Below are 20065 nucleotides of genomic sequence, written 5' to 3'. Positions count from 1 at the left end.
CTACCGCGTCAGCAGCCACTCGTCGTACTCGGCGGCCTGTCGCTTGTGGAGCTCGCGCAGCGCATCGTCCTCGACACCGAGGAAGGACAACCCGATCCCGGCGAGAGCGGTACGCCACTGCTCGAAGTCGCGCAGCTCCCGCTCGAAGGCCCCGCTGCCGCTGCGCAGGTGCCGGATGGAGCGGACGGTCTCGGCTCCGGACGCGTCGCGCCGCTGCACGACGAGCTTGCGGGTGAAGGCGCCATCAGGCGGAGTGGAGAGGCGTAGGTGCGATGCCTCGATGTCCTCCTGGGCCACCGGTCCACGGACGAACGAGCCGTTGAACGAGCCGTGCGGGTCATGGTGGAACGTCCACCCCAACTCCCCCACTCGCGCCAGTCGGTAGACGAAGCCGGACTGCCGGAAATGCCCGTCGACCAGCGGCAACGGCTCGCGGAAGCCGTCCCCGTAGCCCACGTCGGCAGCCCACCGGCCCTCCGGGTTCGACGAGGTCGGCAGCCCACGGACCTCGATCGCCAGATGGTCCAAGGTCCCCGAGGGACCGGTCGCCTCGAGCATCTGGCCGAGGCGGCGTACGACCTCGAAACCCAGCTCCTCCAGCACCAGCGAGAAGATGCCGTTGTTGTGAAAGCAGTAGCCCGCGTTACCCCCGGCCGCGACCCGCGCCAGCGTCACCTCGGGGTCCACCGGATCCGGCGCCCCTACGGCCCCGATGGCCGCGAGCATGATCGAGAGATTGTCGTAGGGAAGCGTGTCGAGATGACGATGATGAAGATCGACGAGCGTCTCGTACGTCGCCTCTGGCCGTCCTTCGATGCCGAGCCGACGCAGGTAGCCCTCGATCATCGTTCATACCTTCCGTGCCGGTGGACCAGCGGGTCGGAGTCGTCACCGACCTCGAGCGACACGATCTCGCACGTCGCCAGCACAGACCAGCCGATTTCCGTCAGTGACGTCAGCCGGACACCTGCCCAGGTCGGGGCGTCGGCGAGACGGCGGCCGAACTCGGTCTCGACCCAGGTCCCCGATCGGAACGCGCCACCGGGCGCGGGAGCGGTGCCGCCGAACGCCTCGGCGAGGTCGCGGTGACGCCAGTGGAGCAACGACACGACCCCGACGCCCGTCTCCTCGAGCTCGTCGCGCAGGTCCGAGTCCGGATCGAGCAGCCCTAGCACGGCGCCCGGCGACCCGTTGGCCATCATCAGCGAGGAGACCGTGAGCCCGGCCCAGGAACCGGCAGAGCCGGAGGTCCACAGCGACACCCGCCCGCCCAGACGCCCGCGCCACCGGCGTACGGGATCCTCCGGCGTCGGGAACGGGTGGGACGAGTGGATGGTCAGGCTACATCCTTCGTAGGCCCAGTCTTGGTGGGCCCGGCGGACTTCTTCGCGGGCTTCTCGCCGTCGGCGAGCTTCTTCGCCTCGGTCGCGTACATGTCGATGTACTCCTGGCCGGAGAGCTTCAGGATCTCGTAGACGATCTCGTCGGTGATCGCGCGCAGGATGTAGCGGTCGTTGGCCATGCCCTCGTAGCGGGAGAAGTCCAGCGGCTCACCGAAGACGACCCGCGGATGCACGAGCTTGCCGAACTTCTTGCCCGGCGGCGCGATCACATCGGTGCCGATCACGGCGACCGGGATCACCGGAGCACCTGTGTCCAGAGCCAGCCTGGCGATGCCGGTGCGTCCCCGGTAGAGCTTGCCGTCGTGGGAGCGGGTGCCCTCGGGGTAGATCCCGAAGAGCTCGCCCTCGGCCAGCACTCGCTTGGCGGCGATGAGCGCCCCCTCGGCGGCGGTGGCGCCGGAGCGGTCGATCGGCACGTTACCGGTGCCCGAGAAGAAGACCCGCTGCAGGAAGCCCTTGGGACCCGTTCCGGTGAAGTACTCCGCCTTGGCGACGAAACGCACCATCCGCTTCATCCCGAGCGGCATGAAGAGCCAGTCGGCGTAGGAGAGGTGGTTGCTCGCCATGATCGCCGGGCCCTTGCGCGGGATGTTCTCCGTGCCCTCATAGGACGGACGGAAAACCGCCCGTAGGAGAGGCCCGATCGCCACCCACTTCAAGAACGAGTAGAAGAGCTTCGTCGACACCCCATCGCCTTCCCTTATTGCCTTCGACCGATGAGCCTATAACGAGACAGGTACTTCTACTCCCGCGCCCTGTCATGGGATCCGGCTAGGCTGGAGGAGTGAGTGACCGAGACGACCGGCCCGAGGACGCGACCGGGGCCCCCGACGACCCCTCCGTGCCCTCGGAGGGCCAGCCGTCGGACGACGACGAGGCCTGGCGCCAGATCGTCGAGAACTACGGCGACCGCCCGGCCATCGAGGAGCCCGTCTCCCGTGGCCTCTTCGAGAAGAAGATCGACATCGTCGAGTCGGTCGAGGAGCCGGAACCCCACGACGACATGTGGCGCGACGACGACGAGGGGTACGTCCCCCCGCCCCCGCCACCGCTGCCGAAGCCGACCCCGGCACGCCTGCTCGCCTGGATCGGCGTGCTCGGCGCACCTGTCGCCGTGCTGGTCCTGATCGTGGTCACCCAGATCATCGACCGCCACTTCAGCAGCTGGGTCATCGGCGGCCTGGTCGCCGCCTTCCTGGCCGGGTTCGTCTACCTGCTGGCGACGATGCCGTCCGAACCCCGCGATCCCTGGGACGACGGCGCCCGCGTCTAGCGCACGCTCGAGGTGAGCCGGCGAGCCAGGATGCTCGCACCCACGACGCCCGCCTCCGCACCGAAGGCCGTCGTGACGATCCGCGGCACCTCGCGATGGTGGCGCCCGACGAGCGAGCCCTCCAGCGCCGTCCGAGCGGGACCCAGGAGCAGGTCGCCGGCGGTGGACACTCCCCCACCGACGACGAGCAACTCGGGGTCGTAGGCGGCGACCAGACCGGCCATCCCGACGCCCAGCCACGAGCCCACCGCCTCGTACGCCGCGAGCGCGAGCGCATCGCCACGGGCCGCGGCAGCAGTGACCGCCGGGCCGGTGATCTTGAGCGGGTCGCCCGCCGCCAGCTCGTCGAGCGCGCAGCCGGCGTACTCTTCGGTCTCCACGCGGGCGCGCACGAAGGCGACCAGCGCGTTGCCGGAGGAGTACTGCTCCCAGCAGCCGGTGAGACCGCACTCGCACGGCAGCCCGCCGGGCACGACCTGCATGTGGCCGAACTCCCCGGCCATGCCGTTGCGACCCCGGACGACCCGGCCGCCCATGACGACTGCGCCGCCGATGCCGGTGCCGAGGGTGATCAGCAGGGCCGAGTCGACGCCACGGGCCGCACCCAGCTCCAGCTCGGCCAGGGCAGCGCAGTTGGCGTCGTTGTCGAGCGCCACCCGAGTGCCCCAGCGCTCGGAGAGCCGAGACAGGGTCGGCTCGCCCCGCCAGGGCAGGTGGGGGGCGAACATGACCCGTTCCCCGGCAGCGTCGACGAACCCGGCCGCGGCCAGCCCGACTCCGGCGACGGGCCGCCCCGCGGCCACCTCGGTGACCGCCTCTGTCAGGGCGTCCTCGACGAGCTCGAGCTCGACCCGGCGCCCCGGGGTGCTGCGGTGAGCGGTGCGGAGCACCTCACCTGCCGGCGAGACCTCCGCCGCGAGCACCTTGGTGCCGCCGATGTCCACCCCGACGTGGACAGGCGCGCTCTCCCTCACTTGCGGGCCAGGTCGGCGGCACCGATCAGCCCGGCGTCGTTGCCCAGCGTCGCCTTGCGGATGTCGAGCATCGGCCGGTGCCCGCGGCCGGTCAGCTGCGCCTCGAAGGCCCGGCGGGCCGGTCCGAGCAGCAGGTCGTCGGCGTCTGCCACGCCCCCGCCGATGGCCACCACGGCCGGGTCCAGCACGGCGGCGATCGAGGCGATCCCCTCGCCGAGCCAGATGCCGAGGTCGGTCAGCGCCTCGATCGCGAAGGCGTCGCCGTCACGAGCCGCCGCGGTGATCAGCGGCCCCTTGATCTTGTCGAGGTCACCCTCGGCGCGGTCCAGGACCTCGCGTGCCAGCAGCGAGCCGCCACGCGCCGCCGAACGGACGTTGCGCACCAGGGCCGACCCTGAGGCGTACTGCTCCCAGCAGCCACGGTTGCCGCAACCGCACAGGTGTCCGTTGGGCACGACCCGCATGTGGCCGATCTCGGCACCGACGCCGAAGGCGCCGCGGTAGAGCTCGCCCTCGAGCACCAGACCGCCGCCGACTCCGGTGCCGACGGTCACGAGCATCATGTTGTCGACCTCGGCACCCGCGCCGTACTCGAACTCGCCCCACGCGGCCGCGTTGGCGTCGTTCTCGATCACGACCGGCAGCTCGAGAACCTTCTCCAGGCGCTCCTTGAGCGGTACGTCGCGCCAGGCGATGTTGGGCGCGAACATGACCGTCGAACGGTCCTTGTCGATGTAGCCGGCCGCGCCGATGCCGACGCACTCGATCGGGTGGCGGGTCTTGAGCTCCAGGACCACCTCGATGATCGCGGCCTCGATGGCCTCCGGGCTCTTCGCCGGCGACTCGACGCGGTGGTCCTCGATGATGTTGCCATGGTGGTCGACGACGCCACCGAGGATCTTGGTGCCCCCGACGTCGACGCCGCAGGCGAGCTTCTTCTTCGTCGTCATGCCTCAGCTCCAGCCGTCGAGATCGATCCGGTCGACCCTCTCCGAGCGCTGCGCCCGGTCCCGGGTCGCGTCTTCCTCAGCCCGCACGCCATCACTGTGAGCATCCTCGTCTTCACTAGGGCCAGCACCCGGACTCGTGGCCGCGTTGAGCACCGTGGCCGCGGCCTGCATCAACGATGCGGCAGCGCTGGCCAGATGCAACTTGACCTCCGGGCTCGACTCCCGGAGGACATGAACGGTACGGCACAGCGGGCAGTAGGCACACTCCGGCGCTCCCGTGTCGAGATGCTCCCCGAAGGACTCGGCAAAGTGGGCGAACCGGGAGTCCTTGGCCCACTCCCCGATCGCCTCCATCAGCCGGCCGAGCTCCTCGGCGGTCGACCCCAACGGCTCGTCGGCCCACTCGTGGCGGTGCTGCTGCTCGCTCACGCGACACTACTCGCTCTCGGTGTTCGTCGTCTGGCGAGAAAACGTTACCCGGAGTTCTCCGCCTTCGACCCGCGCCCCGCTGACGTCCATGCGGGCGAGTGCGGCGGGCAAGGTCAGCAGACGCCGGTAGGCGCCCACGGTGATCGCCAGGTCGGCGCCGTTGCGGCCCAGCTGCACCTGCTCGCGTCCGACCCACTGGGCCAGCCCGGGCAGCGCCAGATGGACCACCGTCGTCGCGCCGTCGGTCTCGGTGCGGAACGGAGCCGCGCTCTCGGGGACAGCGAGCGGGTCGAAACGTCCGGACCCGGCGTACGCCGCCTCGGCGACCTCACGCAGATCCTCGACCCCGACCGGCTCGGTGGGCCGGTAGGACGAGCGCCAGACGGGCAGCCCGTCGAAGGAGGCCTCGACGTCGGCGAGCACGTCGTCCTGGGCCTTGACCCAGCCCGCGCGCCAGTCGTCGGAGCCGCCGGCCGGGAAGATCCGGTTGGCGACGACACCGTCGACGCGGTAGCCGTAGAGGGAGAGCGTCGTCCAGGACCGTCGCGCCTCGGCGAGCACGACCCGCTCGGGGGTCAGCACGATGCGTACGGACGCCTCGGGGCCCGACAGCAGGACGCGGACCTCGGCGAGCTCGTCGTGGAGCCGGACCAGGGCGTCGAAGACGGAGTCCCCGGGCATCGGCACCCCCGCAGCCTTGGTCAGCACCGGCTTGAGCGCCTTCACCATCTTGCGCTGTACCGGAAGGATGCGCTCGAGGTACCAGCCCAGCGCCTCGGGGAGCGCGAGCAGCCGCAGCGTCTCGGCGGTCGGGGCGCAGTCGACCACGATCGTGTCCCACTCCCCCGAGAGCGCCATCCGGCGCAGCTCCAGGAGCGCGAAGACCTCTTCCGCGCCGGGGAGGATGGTCAGCTCCTCGGCAGCGATCCGGTCGACCCCGATGGTGTCGAGCACGCTCAGCAGGTAGCCCTGCACCTCCGCCCAGGACTGCTCGAAGCGGCGCTGGGTGTCGACGTGCTGGACGTAGAGGTGCTCGGTGACCTGGACGGGCTCCGAGCCGAGTACGCCCTCGCTGCGACCGTTCGAGAGGCCGAATGCGTCAGCCAGGGAATGTGCGGCATCGGTCGAGAGGACCAGGGTGCGCAGGCCGTGGGCTGCGGACATCGCTGCAGTGCCGGCCGAGACGGTCGACTTGCCGACGCCGCCCTTGCCGGTGAAGAGGAGGATCCTCACGCGGGCTTCTCAACCCTCTGCTTGAGGCCACGCAGGGCGGTGTCGATCAGCACCTTCTCGCCCTTGCGCTTGAGCATGCCGATCAGCGGGATGCTCAGGTCGAGCGCGAGCCGGTAGGTGACCTCGGTGCGACCACCGAGGTCCCGCAGCACGTAGGCACCGTCCATCGACCGCAGCAGATTGCCCTTCACCAGCGACCAGGTCACCTGGCGGTCGCCGTCCCAGTCGTACGCCAGGGTGTATTCGTCCTTGATCGGCGCGACGTCGAGCACGAACCGGACCTGTTCGGCCCGCCCGTCGACGCCGGTCTCGACGACGGTGACCTCCTGCATGCCTTTGGCCCAGGCCGGGTACGACTTGAAGTCTGCGATCACCGCCATCACGTCCGAGGGCGCGGCCTCGATCACGATCGTCGAGGTGGTCTGATCGGCCATCGGTGGTGTCCTCACTCCCTGACTTGCTAGGTGCCATGGAGCGTACCGGATAGCATCCCGGTGAAATGGTCGGGCTGTGACGGGGGTAACCTCCGGTTCGTACCCACCTACCATCAGTATGCGGAGGCCCTAGTGCGCGAGTTCTCCACGCCCGCGACGTACGTTGTTCCCCCCACCGGCAACCTGACCGACGACGTCGTGCGCAACGCCGCCGAGGCGCCCGGTGTGGCCGTCCTCAGCCGCCCAGGCGCAGACGGCTCCTGGGCCGACGTCACCTCCTCGGAGTTCCTCGCCGAGGTATCGGCGGTCGCGAAGGGCCTGATCGCGGCGGGTGTCGGCGCTGGAGACCGGGTCGCTCTGCTCTCGAAGACGCGCTACGAATGGACGCTGATCGACTACGCGATCTGGTTCGCCGGCGCGACGACGGTGCCGATCTACGAGACCTCCTCGGCCGAGCAGATCGAGTGGATCCTCCAGGACTCCGCGACCGTGGCGGTCATCGCCGAGGACGCCGCGCACATGAGCCGGATCAGCGAGGTCCGCGCCGGCTGCCCCGCGCTCAACAACGTCTGGTCGATCAACGACAACGCGGTCGAGCTGCTGGGCAAGCTCGGCACCGACATCACCGACGAGCAGCTCGAGGCCCGTCGCATCGCGGTCACCCCCGAGGACACCGCGACCCTGATCTACACCTCCGGGACCACCGGGCGCCCCAAGGGCTGCGTGCTCACCCACGGCAACTTCATGTTCGAGCTCGGCGTCGTCGTCGACTCGCTCGACGAGCTGTTCACCTTCGAGGGCCGCAGCACGCTGCTGTTCCTCCCGCTGGCGCACGTCTTCGCGCGGATCATCCAGATCGGCTGCATCAAGTCGCGCACCCGCCTGGGCCACACCCCAGACATCAAGAACCTCGTCGCCGACCTCGGCACCTTCCAGCCGACCTTCGTGCTGGCGGTGCCGCGCGTGTTCGAGAAGGTCTACAACACCGCCTCGCAGAAGGCGGTCGCCGACGGCAAGGGCAAGATCTTCGACCTGGCCACCGAGGTCGCGATCGAGTACTCCCGTGCCACCGAGACCGGCAAGGCGTCCTTCCTGCTGGCGGCCAAGCACAAGCTGTTCTCCAAGCTGGTCTACGGCAAGCTGCTGGCCGCGCTCGGCGGCAACTGCTCCTACGCCGTCTCCGGCGGCGCCCCGCTCGGTGACCGCCTCGGCCACTTCTACCGCGGCATCGGCGTCACCGTCCTGGAGGGCTACGGCCTCACCGAGACGACCGCCGCGCTCACCGTCAACCTGCCCGAGGCGTTCAAGATCGGCACCGTCGGACGGCCGCTGCCCGGCACCTCGGTGCGGGTCGCCGACGACGGTGAGCTGCTCTTCAAGGGTGGCCAGGTGCTGAAGGAGTACTGGCAGAACCCGATGGCGACCGCCGAGGCCAAGACCGCGGAGGGCTGGTTCCACTCCGGCGACCTCGGCGAGGTCGACGACGAGGGCTTCGTGAAGATCACCGGCCGCAAGAAGGAGATCCTCGTCACCGCCGGCGGCAAGAACGTCGCCCCGGCCGTCCTCGAGGACCGCCTTCGCGCCCACGTGCTCGTCGACCAGTGCATCGTCGTCGGCGACGGTCAGCCCTTCATCGGTGCGATCGTCACCATCGACCCCGAGGCCCTGCCCACCTGGGCCGAGGCCAACGGCAAGTCCGGCGACATCGAGGCCCTCGTCGAGGACGAGGACCTGCGCGCCGCGATCCAGAGCGCCGTCGACGACGCCAACAAGGCCGTCTCGAAGGCCGAGTCGATCCGCAAGTTCGCGATCATCCCCGACTCCTGGACCGAGGAGGGTGGCCAGCTCACCCCCAGCCTCAAGCTCAAGCGCAACGTGGTCCTGCGCGAGTTCAGCCACGAGGTTGACGCGCTCTACGCAAAGTAGTTCTGGCCGCGCCGAGTCGGCGCATCCTGACCGAGATCCCCGCCGAGTCGGCTCGTCATGACGAGCCGACTCGGCGGCGTTTTTGGTCAGTGTGAGCCGACTCGGCGTCAGTCGAGGATGCGGTGGGCGATCGCGATGCGCTGCAGGGTCGTCGGGTGGGAGCCGAACCACCACTGCGACCAGGCCTGAGGGGACGGGTCGGAGAGCGAGCGTACGCCGAGGTCGTGCTGCAGCCTCGTGAACGACTCCAGGTCGCCGGTGGCATGGAGCGCGTCGACGTCAGCGCGGGCCTCGACGTGCCGGCTGAGCCCGTTCTGCACAGGCATCGCCAGCAGGCTCGCCAGCGCGAAGACCGCCATCAGCATCGGGACGGCTTCGGGGGTGGCGTACTCGTCTCGGCGCCGGTAGGACAGCAGCAGGCCGAGCAGACCGACGCCGGTGACCGCGCCGGCGGCGCCGATGACCGTCCCGACCAGGACGTCGTCGTGCTTGGCGTGGGCGAGCTCGTGGGCGACGACAGAGAGGACCGCACCGCGCGCGGCCGCGCCCCGCTGCGAGTCGATGAGGTTGTCGTAGAGGACCACCCGGCGGGTGGAGCCGAAGCCGGTGACGTACGCGTTGAGCGAGGTCGTACGCCGGGAGGCGTCGACCACCAGGACATCGTCGAGCTCGACGCCCTCACGCTCGGCGATCGCCATCACCTCGGTGCGGAACTGGCCCCGCGGTAGCGGCTCGAAGTCGTTGAACAGCGGCTCGATGACGACCGGGTAGACGAACGAGCCGAGCACCACCAGGGCGCCGACCAGGACGGCGGCGAGCGCCGGCCACCAGCGCCGGCCGAGGCGGATGCACGCGAACAGGGCGAGCAGCGCCAGGGAGGTGGTCATGATGCCGACGACCTGGTTGAGCAGCGAGTCGGTCAGCCACGATCCCCAGTCCTGCCTGGAGAGCCCGTAGCGCACCTGCAACCGCTGGATCGCCACCCCGAACGGCAGCGTCGCGATCCAGCCGAGGAGCGTGACCACCGCGACCGCCAGCACCACCCGCAGGAGCCACGGCCCGCGCAGCCTCGCCACCAGACGGCGTCCGAGCGAGGTGAACCCGAGCACGCAGGCGACCACCAGCGAGACGACCAGGCCGGCCCGACTGATCCAGCGCGCGGCGCCGGAGTACGCCAGCATCCGCTCCAGCTCCTCGGGGGCGAACACGTCACGCTCGTCGGGCAGCTCGAGCGCGCCGCCCGGGTAAGGCTGCCACGGGATCAGCAGCCACGCGAGCACCACGAACGCGACCGTCCCGATGCCAAGAACCACCCAGGACGTACGTCTTGTCGAACTCACTTCGCAGAGTCTGACAGATGGGTCCGCCAGCGGGCGGTCAGCTCATCCTCCCCGAAGCCGAAGCCGGACTGCAGCGCCTTCTCCAGAGCGATGCCGCGCCCGGTCTCCTCGTAGAGATCGACCAGGGCCTGCTCACCGCCGGCCTCGACGAGCACCTCGCAGGCGAGCCAGGCGGCTTCGTACTCGGCACCGAAGTGCTCCGAGCGGGTGTTGAACTCGGCCGTGCCCGGCAGCTTCTCGGGGGCGCCGTTCTCGCGAACCTGGGCGATGATCTGGCCGGCGGTCTTGGACAGCGGCAGCTCGGTGTCACGGAGCGCGACGTAGTCGGCGAAGCCTTCGACCAGCCACATCGGTCGGCGCGTGTTCGTCGGGGCGTCGGTGGCCGCGTGGGTGGCCTCATGGGTGATCACCACCTGGGCGCCGGGGGCGTCCAGGTCACCGATGACGCCCTGGTTGACCCACACGTGCAGCGGAGTACCGGCCTTCGTGGATCCGTCGACGGTCGCCGTCACGGCGGCGACCGCGGAGTAGGCGCCCGGCTGCGCTCCGAGCGCAGACTCGAGCCCGGCCGCCGGCACCTCGAGGACGAGGCGCGGATCGTCCCAGGAGATCACCTCACGGACCTCGTCCACCGCGGTGGCGGCCAGCTCGGCGTAGCGGTCGGCGACCTCAGCGGAGCCCTGGACCAGCACGAGGGTGGAGCCGGTGCGGCGCACCTCGACCGGGCCGCTGAGCCACAACGGCAGCCGGGTGCCCTGGGCCGCCGAGAACCCGGTGATCGCGCCGTCGGCGTCGAAGCCGACCTTCAACTCCTCGGTCAGCGCCGGGTCGCCGGGGGCGCGCCAGGACATCTCGACGTCAGCGGTCCAGGAGCCGTTCGGCTCCACGTTGTCCGCCTCGGCCACATACCTGGCGGTGACGTCCTCGATGCCGATGGCGTTCGCGTTGCGGACCGCCACCGAGGCGGGGTCCTCGCCGTCGGGCTCCGCCCCCTCACGTACGCCGTCGACCAGCTCGTCCAGCGAGGCCCGGGCACCTTCGGTGTCGGCGCGCACGACCGGCGCGATGGAGGGTGTGGGCGCGACGTACTCGCCCCCGCCGGTCAACCGCCACCCGACGAACCCGGCAAGGAGCATCACCACGACGAGCACGGCCCCGATCAGGGCCGGGCGAGAGACAAGAGAGCCGACCGTTCGCACCTGCGAACGATCGGCCTCTTCGGTGTCCTGGGTCAAGCTCAGCCCGGGCGGACGGCGCCCGTGTAGGGCATCTCGTCCATCGGGGAGACCTTCACACCGGTGCTCGGGTTGGACGCGTGCACGATCATGCCGTTGCCGATGTAGATGCCGACGTGGCTGATCGGGCTGTAGTAGAAGACCAGGTCGCCGGGGGCGAGCTGGTCACGCGAGACCTGGGGTCCGCTGCTGTACTGCGCCGAGGAGGAGTGCGGGAGCCCGACACCGGCCTCGCCCCAGGCACCCATCGTGAGGCCCGAGCAGTCCCACGACGAGGTGCCGGTGGCACCGTAGACGTAGGCGTCGCCGACCTGGGCGAGGGCGTAGTCGACGGCCACCTTGGCGCGGCCCGAGGGCGGCGGCAGGTTGGCCGGGATGCCCGCGCCGGCACCGGCAGCCTGGAACTCCTCGAGCTCGTCGGCCTCGAGCTCATCGAGCTCGGCCTGAGCGGCCTCGAACTTCTTGTCGATCTCGCTCTTCTTCTTCTGCATGGTCGTCTTGACCTTGGCCACCTCGGCCTTGCTCTCCTCGGTGGCCTCCCGGCGCACCTGGAGGGCCTTCGCCTCGGTGTTGTACCGAGCCAGCAGGTCGGCCTGCAGCGCGTTGTAGGACGAGACGGTGGACAGCCCGGCGAGGAACTCCTGCGGGTCCTCGGAGGTGATCACCTGGCCGACGGCAGAGACGTCGGAGCCCTCGAACTGCCGCAGCACCGAGTCACGGAGCTCGGCACGGATCTTGTCCAGATCCTTGCTCTGCCGCTTCTCGTCGGCGCTGAGGTCCTCGAGCTGGTCCTTGAGGTCCTGCAGCCGCAGCTTGGCGTTGCTGTAGTCCTCGTTGGCGGCCTCGGCCTGGGTGTAGAGCTTGTCGACCTTCTTGCGAACGTCGTCGATGTCTGGGTCGGCCTGGGCGGGGGTCGCGGCGGGAATGATCCCGGCGACACCGATGGCGGCGATGCCGGCTGCTCCGGCAATGAGTCGCTTCCGGTCGCGTGTCACGAGCGGACGGTCTCCTTGTGTAGTCGTTGGCGCCTACCGGGTGAGCTGACGGGTTCAGGCACGACCTGCCCTACCACCGCTCCTCGATCCGGTCTCCCAGATCGTCCTCGCGGCGGATGCACCCCAGGTGATCGCAGGCCATGTTGCGGCCTCCGACCGGTGTGGTTCCCCGGCTCCTGGCCCGCCCCGAAGCGGACCTGGATTGAGCGCGGCACCCGCGTGGGCCGGTTGACCCACTTCCACGAGCGCCAATTCCCTGCGCACACTAGCCGACGCGATCCCCCACCTGCCAACCACCCACGCCCAAAAGTTCGGCTACATACCCTCCACCAACGGCAGAGCCACCATCCGCAGCGGCGGAACCAGCCCACCGTCGGCCAGCACATCGAGCGCCCGGCGCTCCTCGTCCTCGATGGTCAGCTCGGGCGGCGGGCCCAGAAGAACAGTGACCACGCAGTCGTGGCACGCCAGTCCCCGCACCAGGCAGGTGTCACAGTCGATTCTCGTCGTCATGTTGTGACGGTCTCACCGAGCACCGACATTTTTGCTTTCGTACGCTTGCGTGCGGCGTGTCATCACCATCGCAGGGCACTAGAGATCGCGCGGGTGGGGACGCCGTCGCGAGCGTCGCGAGACGGGTGTGCTGGCAAGGCGCCGCCTCGAAGGCGGTCTGGTTGCACCATCGAGAGGCGGCAACGCCGCCAGCGCGCCCGTATCGCGGCGCGTAGCAGGCGGCCGCACCTGCGCGATCTCTAATCGAAGCGGAGATCGCGGGTGGGGTCCCTACACTTGGACCATGGAGGTCTCCGCGTACGCGACGCTCCCCGACACGGTCCGGGGGCGCATCGTCGCGCTCACCGCCGGGGTGCTTCCGGACGTGGCGCGGCTCCCACCCGCGCTCAAGCGGATCGCCGACTTCGCACCCGCCAGGCGCGCCAAGGCCGGCGGCGCGATGATCGCCTCGGTGCTCGAGGGCGACGACGAGGTGCGGGCGAAGATCGGCACTCAGCTGCGCCCGGCGTACGTCTCCGAAGACACCCAGGACCTCGTCCTGCCCGAGGATCCCGCCGAGACCGCGGCCGTCGTCTGGCTCGTCCGCCCCGACGGCTGGGAGGTATCCCTCAAGGAGGCACTGGACCGGCTGGACGCCGCCGCGGTGCCCGCGGTCGACGCCGAGGTCGCCCGCCTGCGCGTCAAGCTCGCCGCGGCCGAGGACGAGATCCGTGAGGTGCGTGCCGACCGCAAGGCCCGCATCGACGACCTCAAGGCCGACAACACCACCTTGCGGCGCAAGCTCGGCGAGGCCCGGACCGCCGCCCGCCAGGCAGGCACCGGGCTGGACGAGGCCCTGACCGAGGCCCGTGAGGCGCTCGCCCGCGCCGAGGACGAGATCGCCGCACGCGACCGACAGGTGCGCCACCTCCGCAGCCAGATCGACAAGCTGGAGCGCGAGGCGGCCGCTGAGCGGCGTACGTCCAAGGCGGATCGCGAGGACGCCTCGCTGCGGGCGCGGTTCCTGCTCGACACGCTGCTCGATGCCGCTGGCGGGCTCCGGCGAGAGCTGGCGCTGCCGCCGGTCACCGGCACCCCGGGCGAGCGGATCGAGGCCGAGCTGGCCGCGGCGGACACGGTCGCCGGTGCCGGGGTCACCAGCAGCGCACACCTCGAGCAGTTCCTGTCCATGCCGCGGGTTCGGCTGATCGTGGACGGCTACAACGTCTCCAAGGCGCTGTGGCCCGGCTCGGCGCTCGATGCCCAACGGCTCCGGCTGCTGCGAGCGGTCGCGCCGATCGCCGCCCGCACCGGCGCCGAGACGACCGTCGTCTTCGACGCCCACTCCGCATCCGTACGCCCCACCGCCGTGCCTCCTCGCGGCGTCAAGGTCCTCTTCTCCCCCGAGGGCGTCATCGCCGACGACGTCATCCGCGACCTCGTCGACGCCGAGCCCGCCGGCCGCATCATCCTCGTCGCCACGGACGATGCCGAGATCGTCAAGGACGTACGCCGCGCCGGTGCCCGCACCGTCCCGCTCTCCTCCCTCTCGCCCCTGCTCGGCTGATTCAGCCGGCTTCCTGCGGGCCACCGACCTGATTCGGTAGGTTCTGCGGACGTTCGGACCATCGGGAGTGGGAGACCAAACGCGTGCGGCACGCCCTCAACGCGATCGCCAGGGTGCTGCTGTGCGCCGCAGGGCTCGTGATGGCCACCTACGGCACCCTCCAGCTCGACCCGCTCAAGTCGTTGAGCCTTCGTGAGGTTCTGCGAGAGCCGATCTTCTGGGTGACGGTCTTCGGAAGCCTGCTGGCGGCGACCGCCTTCGCGTTCATGCAGCGGGCCCAGCACACTGCGGGGCGTGCGCCCCGGCCCGTGGAGACCACAACGGCTCGCACGGGATCCGGGAAGGACGAGAACGAGAGCACCGCCGAAGACGGCGACAAGCTGAGTCTCGTCGAGGTCGTCGGTCTCGCTGCCGGTGGCGTCATCGGGTCCGGCTGGCTCCTGGCCGTCCCCGGCCTGCACGAGAGCCTGGGCGAGGCCGCGCTCCTCGGCTGGGCCGCGGGCGGCGTACTCATGCTCACCATCGCCGTCGTGATGGTCGAGTTCGGGCTCATCTCCCAGCGCACCGGCGGACTCCTGTTCCACCCACACGACGCCTTCGGGCCGCTGGTCGTGATCATCCTCGCCGCGTCGCTGTGGATCTCCTACGCCATCAACCCGGCCGCCCAGGCAGCGGCCGCGGTCAGCGGGCTGGCCGAGATCTTCCCCGCCCTGGCCGACCCTGACGGGCTCACCGGGACCGGCTCTGCCCTGGCAGTGGTGGTGACCGCCGCGATCATCGGTTTCGTCCTGCTGCCACGGCGGCTCGTCCTCCGCACCAACGCGGCCCTGACCCTGCTCAAGATCGCGATCCCGGTGGTCCTCGTGGTGTTCCTGGCACTCGCGGTCCCCGGCCGGCCCACCGACCCCGGGCCGGCTCCCGGGCCCACGACGACCGGCGTGCTGAGCGCGCTGATCACCAGCGGCGTGATCTACGCCTACATCGGCTTCCAGGCACCCTTGGACGTGACCGGTGAGGTCCGTGGCGGCCCGCGCGCGGTCGCCAGGCGCGTGCGCTGGGCGGTCTACGGCACGGTCGTCGGATCGTTCCTGCTCTACTCCGCCCTGCAGCTGGTCTACACCGAGCACATGGCGGCTTCCGGAGCCGAGCACGGCACCTCGTACGCACTCCTGACCGACTCGGCCGCGCTGGTCGGGGCGCCGCTCGACTGGCTGGTCGTGCTGGTGCGCCTCGCGGCGATCATCGCCCCGATCGGCTCCGGGATCGTGTTCACCTACGCCCTCAGCCGCGAGGTCTACACGCTCAGCGCGGAGAGGTACGTCCCCAGCGGGCTCCACGAGCAGCGGGCCTCACGGCTCCCGGGCCGCACCAGCGACTCCTTCTGGCTGATCCTGCTCGTCAACCTGGTGCTCGCGCTGGTCGTGCTGGTGGCGGTCGGCGGCGACTGGCAGACCCTGGCCGTGCTCAACACGATCCCGATCTTGATCCTCTACGCGGTCACCTGCGTCGTCCTGGCGGTGCGCTCGGAGCTGCTCGGGACGGGTCTCCAGCAGCTCCTCCCCGTCGCGGCGTACGCGGCCTTCGTCGCCATCGCGCTGGTCGTCAACGAGTCCGCCTGGGACCGGGTGTGGAAGGGCGTCGCCGTCATCGGTTGGGGATCGCTCGCCCTCCTCGTGCTCCCGTGGCTCCACCGTCTTCGGGTCCCCGGCCTGGGCTGGTACGACGCGAAGAACCACGGCGCGCGGCTGTTCTCCCGCGACCCGGCGAACCGCCCCTTCGTCGTGCTCGCGGTGTATCTCGCCGCGCTGACGCTGCTCAGCGCCGTCCGCCACCGGATCGACGACGACTCCGTCTGGAGCGTGTGGAGCCTGCGTGTCCTGGTGATGATCGTCGCCTCGGGCGCGTTCGTCCTGCTGGTCGGGGCCGGCCGGCGCTACCTGCGGCAGACCCGGCTCACGACGACCCGGACCTGACCCACTCGGCCTCCTCGTCCTGACCCGCGGCGACCAGGCTCTCGACGACGGCAACGACCCGGGCGCGGTCCTGCCACCGCCCCACCGAGCGCCGCAGCACCTCGGCGCGGCTCGCCGTCGGATAGCGGTGCAGGCGCAGCCGGGTGGTGATGCCGACGATGTCGGTGGGCGTGACGCTCTGCGCCTGGTCGAGGTAGCGGACCAGCAGCCGGTCGGCCGTGCCGGCCAGCTCCTGGCGATGCCCCTCGCCGGCCGCGGACGCCGCCCGCCGGAGCTGGTGGGCGGTCTCGGCGATCGTCGGCCCGGCTCCGCGCCGGTCGATCGCCTCGTCGGCGAGGTGGTGCCAGGATGTACGCACCGCATCGGCGAACCCGGCGGCTGTCAGGGCGGCGAGACAGTCGGCGTACCACGCGACGTACCGCTCCTCGGTCGGCGCCGGATAGACGAGCAGAACCTCGGCCAGCCTCCAGCCGACGTCGGCAGCCACGGCCGAGCGACCGCGTCTGCCGACCCGCGACGGCACCCGGTCGAGCAGACCCACGATCTCCTCGGGCGGGCGGAGCCTGACCAAGGTGGCAGCCTGCCGGCGAAGGTCCTCGCCCAGCGTCTTGCCGTGGGCGTCGGCGAGATGGCTGACGATCCCTTCCACGACCGCTGACCCCATCGGCTCGCGGTCCGGGCCATCGGGAGTGAGGACCCATTCCAGCAGGTTCCGCGTGGTCTCGCCGGAGGCCTGCGCCCACGACCACCGGTCGAGGAAGTCCCCCAGACGCTCGATGTGGCCGCTGCGGGCGAGCGCGCGGACGATCATCGCCGCCTCGGCCTCGCTCCCCTCGTCCATCAGGGTGTCGCAGATCCGTTTCAGGTTCGTCGGCGTCGCGTCGGCGGCCAGCGCGGCCACCAGGCGGTCGCGGCCGGGTCCCCGGCTCCCGCGCAGCAGCAGGACCACCTGCTCGCGGGCCTCCTCGGCGTTCTCGCTGCCGTCGAGACGCACCTTGAACCAGTCCTCGAGCACACGGCCTCCCGGACACAGCGCCCAGAACGCCGCGACGAGGTCATGCTGCTGCCCAGGACCCGGCGTACGACCGAGGTCGCCGATCGCACCGAGGGTGCGCCAGAGCAGGTCCAGCGCTATCTCGCGAAGTCGCGGGGTGGCATCCAGGGCGACGTACAGCAGGGCCTTGTCGAGGTTCGAGCGGCCGCTGGAGAGAGCAGCGAACTGCTTGACGGTGTCGTTGACCAGTGCCGTCGCACCGAGCAGATGCAGGGCCCGGAGGAACCGAGCGATGTCGGGAACGGTGCGTTGACGCAGCACGTCGTGGATGACGGCGTAGGCGATGGAGGCGTCGTGCTCGGTCTCGATGGCCAACCGGGCCGCGTCCTCGGGCGGGCGGTGCAGCGCAGCGGCCGCGATCAGGATCACCCTGTCGGCCGCGGAGTCCAGGGAGGTCGCCGCGGCAGCCGGGTCGCTGTCAGCGATCCGGCCGTACGCATGCAGCGCCTGGACCGCGATCGCCGGATGACCCTGTGTACGCAGCTCCGCGAGCCACGCCACGAACCGGTCGACACCGTGGGCGGCGACCCGGGCGAAGGCGTTGTCGATCAGCTTCTGGGTGTTGAGGACCTCGTCGGTCGTGGCGCCGTCGAGCACTGTGACGTAGTCGACCAGACCCGCCAGATCGCCGGTGAGGGTGTCGAGGACTCGCTCGTTGAACCGCAGCGCCGCAGCGAGCCCGTCCGCGTCCAGCAGCCTCCTGGCCTGCTCGCCGGCCTCGGCCGGCTCGACCTGCAACGAGCCCGAGCGAGCGAACCAGCGTGCCCACGGCCGGTCCTCGTTGCCGCCCGTAGACCCCTCGTTGCTGCCGTTTCTCGGAGCGATCGCCCACACCTCCCGTGTCAGGTGCGCCACACCCTAGTGGTCGAAGACTGTCCGTGGCACTCGCTAATGTGTTCGCATGGGCAGTAGTTCGGCGGTACGTGAGGCACGTCTGGAGATGCGTGCCCGCGCGGTCGCCCGCCGCCAGCGCGCGCAGACGACCGGAGGCTGGGAGGCGCAGCGGGGCTTCGACGAGCTCGGCAGACCCCTGCGCGACCTCACCTTCTGCGTGGTCGACCTGGAGACCACCGGCAACAGCCCCGACAACGGCGGGATGATCACCGAGATCGGCGCGGTGAAGGTGCGCGGCGGCGAGGTGCTGGGCGAGTTCCAGACCCTGGTCAACCCGCACACCGGGATTCCGCCCTCGATCGCCGTGCTGACCGGGATCACCAACTCCATGGTCGCCTCCTCCCCCACCATCGAGTCGGTGCTGCCGGCCTTCCTCGAGTTCGCCGAGGGCTGCGTGCTCGTCGCCCACAACGCCCCCTTCGACGTCGGCTTCCTCAAGCACTTCGCCGCGAAGCAGGAGCGTCCGTGGCCGCGGTTCGAGGTGCTCGACACGGTGAAGATCGCCCGCCGGGTGGTGACTCGTGACGAGGCGCCCAACCACAAGCTCGGCTCGCTCGCCCGGGTCTTCGGCTCCCCCACGACGCCCAACCACCGCGCTCTCTCCGACGCCCGCGCGACCGTCGACGTCCTCCACGGGATGATGGAGCGCCTCGGCAACATCGGGGTGCAGACCCTCGAGGACCTGGCCGCCTTCTCGGCGAAGGTCACCACCGCCCAGCGCAAGAAGCGTCACCTGGCCGAGGACCTGCCGCACGCGCCGGGCGTCTACCTGTTCAAGGATGCCCAGGGGCGGGCGCTCTACATCGGCACCTCGAAAGACCTGCGGACCCGCGTACGCACCTACTTCACCGCCTCCGAGACGCGGTCCCGGATGGGCGAGATGGTCGGGCTCGCCGCGACCGTGCAGGGCATCGAGTGCGCGACGGCGCTAGAGGCGGGCGTGCGCGAGCTGCGCCTCATCGCCGAGCACAAGCCGCCCTACAACCGCCGCTCACGGCGGCCCGAGAAGATGCACTTCGTCAAGCTCACCCGGGAGCCGTGGCCCCGGCTGTCGCTCGTCAAGCAGGTGCTCGACGACGAGGCGGACTATCTCGGCCCCTTCGGGTCCAGGAAGGTCGCCGAGAAGGCACTCCAGGCGCTCCACGACACCTTCCCGATCCGGCAGTGCTCCGACCGGCTCCCGCTGCTTCCGCGACGGACCCCGTGCGTCCTCGCTGAGCTCCACCGCTGCCTGAGCCCGTGCGACCAGAGCGTCCCCTCGGAGACGTACGCGGCCCTGGTCGCCCGGGTCCGTGAGTCCCTGCTCCATCGGCCCGACGAGGTCGTAGAGACGGTCACCGAGCGGCTCACCGGCCTGGCCGAGCAGGAACGGTTCGAGGAGGCGGCCGTCCACCGCGACCGACTGACCTCCTACCTGCGTGCCGCCGCCCGCACTCAGCGGCTCTCCGCGATCACCAGACTTCCCGACCTCACCGCGATCCGGCGCGAGGACGACGGCCGTTGGGCTGTCCACGTCGTCCGTCACGGGCGCCTCGCCGGCGCCGGGGTGATCCCGCGCGAGGCCAACGCCCACTCCTACGTCGCCGCTCTCCAGCTCAGCGCGGAGACCGTCCTGCCTGCGCCAGGGCCGGTGCCGGCGGCGAGCGCCGAGGAGACCGAGCTGGTGCTGCGCTGGCTGGAGTCCCCCGGCGTACGCCTCGCCCACATCGAGGGCGAGTGGACCTGTCCGATCGGCGGCGCGGGCCGTCGGGCAGCGGCGCTCGAGCGTGTTTGAGGACGTGGCATCGAGCGCCGCGTCGTCCAGTGCGTGCTCTCGCAAGGCGACGCTTCGAAGGACTACCGGGCGTAATTCGAGAAGCGTCAACGCCGCGAGAGTGCGTGCTGGGCGACGCG

The 20065-nt window shown here is 70.5% G+C and carries 18 protein-coding genes and 1 riboswitch; of the genes, 5 read left to right on the top strand and 13 right to left on the bottom strand.

The genetic code is table 11. The features are described from left to right. Genes IEY84_RS03835 through IEY84_RS03825 form a run of 3 tightly spaced genes read right to left on the bottom strand, consistent with a single transcriptional unit; the run spans position 1 to position 2089 of the window. Positions 1-846: an arylamine N-acetyltransferase family protein gene (locus IEY84_RS03835; RefSeq protein ID WP_183545328.1), complete on the bottom strand. Its 846-nt coding sequence runs from the start codon at positions 844-846 to the stop codon at positions 1-3. After that, positions 843-1334: a flavin reductase family protein gene (locus IEY84_RS03830; RefSeq protein ID WP_268244436.1), complete on the bottom strand. Its 492-nt coding sequence runs from the start codon at positions 1332-1334 to the stop codon at positions 843-845. The genes IEY84_RS03835 and IEY84_RS03830 overlap by 4 nt, the downstream gene beginning before the upstream one ends. A gap of 2 nt (positions 1335-1336) precedes the next feature. Beyond that, the gene (locus IEY84_RS03825; protein WP_183545329.1) at positions 1337-2089 is read right to left on the bottom strand and encodes a lysophospholipid acyltransferase family protein; all 753 of its coding nucleotides are present in this window, start codon (positions 2087-2089) and stop codon (positions 1337-1339) included. Positions 2090-2187: 98 nt separating this feature from the next. Between IEY84_RS03825 and IEY84_RS03820 the strand changes: the two genes are divergently transcribed. Beyond that, positions 2188-2676, top strand: coding sequence for a hypothetical protein (locus IEY84_RS03820; protein ID WP_183545330.1), 489 nt, complete (start codon positions 2188-2190; stop codon positions 2674-2676). Here IEY84_RS03820 and IEY84_RS03815 read toward each other — a convergent pair. The 5 genes from IEY84_RS03815 to IEY84_RS03795 are packed head-to-tail and all read right to left on the bottom strand — an operon-like array spanning position 2673 to position 6696. Beyond that, positions 2673-3650: an ROK family protein gene (locus tag IEY84_RS03815; RefSeq protein WP_183545331.1), complete on the bottom strand. Its 978-nt coding sequence runs from the start codon at positions 3648-3650 to the stop codon at positions 2673-2675. The genes IEY84_RS03820 and IEY84_RS03815 overlap by 4 nt on opposite strands. Further along, positions 3647-4600 carry an ROK family glucokinase gene (locus tag IEY84_RS03810; RefSeq protein WP_183545332.1) on the bottom strand — a complete coding sequence of 318 codons (954 nt, stop codon included), beginning with the start codon at positions 4598-4600 and terminating at the stop codon, positions 3647-3649. The genes IEY84_RS03815 and IEY84_RS03810 overlap by 4 nt, the downstream gene beginning before the upstream one ends. A 3-nt stretch (positions 4601-4603) precedes the next feature. Next, complete coding sequence (locus IEY84_RS03805) at positions 4604-5029, bottom strand: DUF5304 family protein (RefSeq protein ID WP_183545333.1); 426 nt, start codon at positions 5027-5029, stop codon at positions 4604-4606. Between the two features lie 6 nt (positions 5030-5035). After that, positions 5036-6262 (bottom strand): ArsA family ATPase, encoded by a 1227-nt coding sequence (locus IEY84_RS03800; RefSeq protein WP_183545334.1) that lies wholly within the window; start codon positions 6260-6262, stop codon positions 5036-5038. Further along, entirely contained in the window at positions 6259-6696 is a 438-nt protein-coding gene (locus IEY84_RS03795; protein WP_183545335.1) for an SRPBCC family protein, read from the bottom strand. The genes IEY84_RS03800 and IEY84_RS03795 overlap by 4 nt, the downstream gene beginning before the upstream one ends. Before the next feature lie 132 nt (positions 6697-6828). Between IEY84_RS03795 and IEY84_RS03790 the strand changes: the two genes are divergently transcribed. Then, the gene (locus tag IEY84_RS03790; RefSeq protein ID WP_183545336.1) at positions 6829-8622 is read left to right on the top strand and encodes an AMP-dependent synthetase/ligase; all 1794 of its coding nucleotides are present in this window, start codon (positions 6829-6831) and stop codon (positions 8620-8622) included. A 107-nt stretch (positions 8623-8729) separates the two neighbouring features. On the opposite strand, the gene IEY84_RS03785 is transcribed toward IEY84_RS03790, so the two are convergent. From IEY84_RS03785 to IEY84_RS03770, 4 genes are all read right to left on the bottom strand, one after another. Then, a complete protein-coding gene (locus IEY84_RS03785; RefSeq protein ID WP_183545337.1) occupies positions 8730-9962 on the bottom strand; it encodes a M48 family metallopeptidase in 1233 nt (410 codons plus the stop codon). Further along, entirely contained in the window at positions 9959-11161 is a 1203-nt protein-coding gene (locus IEY84_RS03780; RefSeq protein WP_183545338.1) for a gluzincin family metallopeptidase, read from the bottom strand. The genes IEY84_RS03785 and IEY84_RS03780 overlap by 4 nt, the downstream gene beginning before the upstream one ends. Positions 11162-11199: 38 nt before the next feature. Continuing rightward, the gene (locus IEY84_RS03775; protein WP_183545339.1) at positions 11200-12192 is read right to left on the bottom strand and encodes a C40 family peptidase; all 993 of its coding nucleotides are present in this window, start codon (positions 12190-12192) and stop codon (positions 11200-11202) included. A gap of 15 nt (positions 12193-12207) precedes the next feature. Continuing rightward, positions 12208-12411: riboswitch (cyclic di-AMP (ydaO/yuaA leader) on the bottom strand. Between the two features lie 96 nt (positions 12412-12507). Continuing rightward, positions 12508-12705 carry a hypothetical protein gene (locus tag IEY84_RS03770; protein ID WP_008363129.1) on the bottom strand — a complete coding sequence of 66 codons (198 nt, stop codon included), beginning with the start codon at positions 12703-12705 and terminating at the stop codon, positions 12508-12510. A 283-nt stretch (positions 12706-12988) separates the two neighbouring features. Between IEY84_RS03770 and IEY84_RS03765 the strand changes: the two genes are divergently transcribed. Both IEY84_RS03765 and IEY84_RS03760 read left to right on the top strand, forming a co-directional pair. After that, positions 12989-14251 (top strand): NYN domain-containing protein, encoded by a 1263-nt coding sequence (locus IEY84_RS03765; protein ID WP_183545340.1) that lies wholly within the window; start codon positions 12989-12991, stop codon positions 14249-14251. Between the two features lie 83 nt (positions 14252-14334). Continuing rightward, positions 14335-16224, top strand: a complete 1890-nt coding sequence (locus IEY84_RS03760) for an APC family permease (RefSeq protein WP_183545341.1) — start codon at positions 14335-14337, stop codon at positions 16222-16224. On the opposite strand, the gene IEY84_RS03755 is transcribed toward IEY84_RS03760, so the two are convergent. Beyond that, the gene (locus tag IEY84_RS03755) at positions 16205-18133 is read right to left on the bottom strand and encodes a hypothetical protein (protein WP_183545342.1); all 1929 of its coding nucleotides are present in this window, start codon (positions 18131-18133) and stop codon (positions 16205-16207) included. The two genes, IEY84_RS03760 and IEY84_RS03755, sit on opposite strands and share 20 nt — an antisense overlap. Positions 18134-18218: 85 nt before the next feature. Here IEY84_RS03755 and IEY84_RS03750 point away from each other — a divergent pair, with 85 nt between their 5' ends. Beyond that, positions 18219-19946, top strand: coding sequence for a DEDD exonuclease domain-containing protein (locus IEY84_RS03750; protein WP_183545429.1), 1728 nt, complete (start codon positions 18219-18221; stop codon positions 19944-19946). Positions 19947-20065: the final 119 nt, after the last annotated feature.

It is taken from the genome of Nocardioides albus (assembly GCF_014648255.1).
GTDB lineage: Bacteria > Actinomycetota > Actinomycetes > Propionibacteriales > Nocardioidaceae > Nocardioides > Nocardioides albus.
The sequence above is the reverse complement of the archived record's forward strand: the minus strand, read 5'-3'. Positions and strand labels throughout refer to the sequence as shown.